At 41.7% G+C, this 3,503-nt stretch carries 2 protein-coding genes; one reads left to right on the plus strand and one right to left on the minus strand.

What is annotated here, in order from left to right; genetic code table 11:
• The first annotated feature begins 186 nt into the window (after window positions 1–186).
• Window positions 187–1,515 carry an IS4 family transposase gene (locus tag GNE10_RS33015; RefSeq protein WP_185570272.1) on the plus strand — a complete coding sequence of 443 codons (1,329 nt, stop codon included), beginning with the start codon at window positions 187–189 and terminating at the stop codon, window positions 1,513–1,515.
• Window positions 1,516–1,586: 71 nt separating this feature from the next.
• Here the strand turns inward: GNE10_RS33015 and GNE10_RS33020 are convergent, their stop codons facing one another.
• The gene (locus GNE10_RS33020) at window positions 1,587–3,140 is read right to left on the minus strand and encodes a cation:proton antiporter (RefSeq protein WP_185570270.1); all 1,554 of its coding nucleotides are present in this window, start codon (window positions 3,138–3,140) and stop codon (window positions 1,587–1,589) included.
• Between the last annotated feature and the right edge of the window lie 363 nt (window positions 3,141–3,503).

Genomic DNA, 3,503 nt, shown 5'->3' on the forward strand with positions numbered 1-3,503 from the left:
GGGAGATGGGGGAGTGTGGGGAGTGTGGCTACGGTGTACACACAAGTCCAAGTAAAGTAATAACAGAAGGAGTTGTGGGGAGTAAAAAGCAGTGGAAAATCCAATCAGAATACACGCGCAAGCAGCTGAGGGAAAAGCATTTGGAGACCCGCGACTCTCTAAAAGGGGGCAGCATTGTACGAAGCAATGGGAAAACATCAATCAGTCAACATTCGACAAATAAGTAAAAATAGAGCCGAACAAGTAGGATATTATCGGTTTTTGGAGAATCAGAATGTGACAGTAGGGGAATTAGTGCGAAGCCTAGGCGACCACTGCGTATCTCATGTAGAAGGAAAGCATATATTAGCCATCAGTGATACGAGCGAAATCAACTTGCAATCTCATGCAGGCAGGTTGAAAGCCTTGGGTGTAGGTGTAGTCGGAAACAACACAGATGTAGGCTTTTATATTCATCCCACTCTCATATTAGATGCAGAGAATGGATTTCCCTTGGGGATAAGCACAGTCAAACTGTGGACAAGAGATATAAACCATCAAGATAAGCATGAGCGCAACTACCAGCTATTACCAATAGAAAAGAAAGAATCATACAAGTGGCTACATTCTGCCGAAGAAACGCAAAAATGTTTAACTATTGGGAATGCCAAAATCGTGACTCACATCGCCGACCGTGAAAGCGATATGTATGAGGAATTTGCTACAGTCCCAAATCAAAACAATCATGTGTTGGTGAGAGCGCGTATTGACCGTCGCCTGGTGGGAAAGACCTCATCACTTTATACATACTTAAACCAACAGCCGAGCGAGGGGACTTACACAGTAGATGTGCCAGCAGATGCACGCATTCGTAGAACCGCAAGAGAAGCATTATTAATTGTTCGCCGTGCAATGGTGAAAATCCAACGTCCAGATAAATTGAATGGACAAGATTATCCTCCTAGTGTGACACTTTATGCAGTGGAAGCCGTGGAAGTGAACCCACCACCAGGTCAAGCACCGATTCATTGGCGATTGCTCACCACCCACCAAGTCGTTTGTTTAGAACAAGCACTACGGGTGATTCGATGGTACACATGGCGATGGCGGATTGAACAGCTTTTCGCCACTCTCAAAACTGCTGGTTTAAATCTCGAAGCCACTCAGCTCGAATCGATTGCTGCCATTCAACGACTGGCTGTATTAGCTTTGTCCGTCTCCGTGCGAATTTTACAACTGATTCAAGGACGGGATAACCCTGATTTACCTGCAAATCTTGCTTTTTCACCTGAGCAACAGCAATGCTTATTGACTCTTGCTCCTTCTTTAGAAGGGAAAACTCTACTTCAACAAAATCCTTATCCTCCTTCCTCTCTTGCTTGGGCGACTTGGATTATTGCTCGACTTGGTGGTTGGTCTGGTTACAAGTCTCAAAAACCTCCCGGTATTACTACTTTAGTTCGCGGTCTTGAGCAGTTTGAATCCACCTTTTTTGGTTGGAAACTCGCTCTGGGTCTACTTGTGTGTACACCGTAGCCCCAAAGCATCGGGGAGGGTTGGGGAGGGGTCTTGTCTATGTGTCACATTCTTTTTTCAAATTGGTATAATTAATCATCCTCAAGTTTTAGTAATTGTTCATCAATAATTCGTATCCGTCCTTGCACTATTTCTTCTGAAAGAATTCGCTTTCTTAATGCCTCATTGAGCGCTCCTTTTTCTGCTAAAAGTAAACGGCGACGGATGGCATCGATTTTACTGAGATCGCCATTTTTTGCTTCCAAATCTTGAGGACGGCGGTTATAAAGTTCTCGTACTGCTTTTTCGGCTTTGGCTATTCGCACCTGATAAGCTGAACGCATTTCTTCATAGACTGCTTTTGGCAACACTCCCGATTTCAGCAAGTTATCTAATTCGTCTTGTGCAGATTTACTTGTCATCAACTCGGCTTGTAATTCTTCAATTTGTTGCTGAAGAGGTGAAAATTGAGATAATTCTAAGCGTTTAACTACCCAAGGCAAACTCAAACCTTGTCCTACTAATGACACCAACACACTACCAAACACTAAAGCAATGAGGATTTCTCGCCCTGGTAGTGTGGTGGGTAAGCTCAAAGCCAAAGCCATTGACAGTGAACCTTTAATATTGCCTAAAAATAGTAAATGTTGCCAGCGTAGGGGAATTGGGCGGTCAAACCAACGAATTCCTAATAGCAAAGGATAGACTGTAAGAAGTCGCCCGACTTGATAAGCTAAAACTGCAAATATAATCGCGGGTAAAGTTTTCCAAAGTATTCCCAGGTCTATTTCTACACCAATTAAGAGAAAAATAAAGGTGTTAACAGTAAAACTCGCATATTCCCAGAAACTCAATAATGTGATGCGACTAGAAGCAGAAGTATTGCGAGAAAGTCCTAAATTACCAAAAATTAATCCTGCTACAACTACAGCTACAGCACCGGATACACCAAGAGATTGCCCTACTTGAAAAGTGCCTAAGGCAACTGCAACTGTTAGCAAAAGACTGCTGAGAGGATCGTCTAAACGAGCAAATACAGGTATGGTTAAATAACCCAAAATTAACCCAATAATGCAACCTCCCAGAGAAATAAATAACAGTTGTTTAATTCCTTCTAAGAAAGTGATTGAACCAGTGGAAAATACTTGCAAAATTAAGTTGAAGGAAACTAAAGCAGCAGCATCATTAAATAAGGTTTCTCCTTCCACAATGGTGGAAAGTCTAGAAGGTACTGGTATTTCCTTAAAAACAGCAATCATGGAAACTGTATCAGTGTTTGCCAAAATTACTCCGACAAACAAAGCAGGTATCCAACTTAGTCCCAGCCCAAATTTCAAGAGGACGGCAATAATTCCACTGGAAATTATAGCCCCAGGCCCAGCTAACAGGGCAATTGGTTTAAAGGTGCTGCGTAGGCGGCTGACATCTGTATTAATACCAGCTTCAAAGATGAGAATTGGCAAGAAAAGGTTTAAAACCAGGGTTGGATTTAAACCAAGGGGACGAGACAACAATTCAGTGATTGGTAAACCCGCCAATACTAAACCAGTTACATAAGGAATTCGTAATTGCCGAGACAGCAAAGCTACGACTGTAGCCACAAGCAAGAGAATAATTGAAATTTTGACTAATTGAGTTACATCCACTATTACTTTCTGAAAATTTATTTGAACAATAGCGATCGATATATCCTCTTAGAGGATGTGCGATCGCTCTGAAATCTACTTTTGAATTTTCTCATAAGTAGGCCAATCTTAAAAAAGGTAACATATATAGCAATTTTATTTCAGCTATAGTCTACAGAGGTGCGTTAGCCTACGGCATAACACACCCTACATTTATTTATTAACATCTACGTATGACGTTTTTTTAGGTTGAGCTACTTATAGGAATCCGATTTTATTAGTGAAAATCTTTGTGTAGATAGGGAACAGGTAACAGATAAGAGTCAATAGGGTTCGGATAAGCAGTATAGACTTCTTGCATAAGTTGGGAAAAGGGGAAGGGGG

The organism is Nostoc sp. 2RC, from assembly GCF_014222165.1.
GTDB classification, from domain to species: domain Bacteria; phylum Cyanobacteriota; class Cyanobacteriia; order Cyanobacteriales; family Nostocaceae; genus Nostoc; species Nostoc linckia.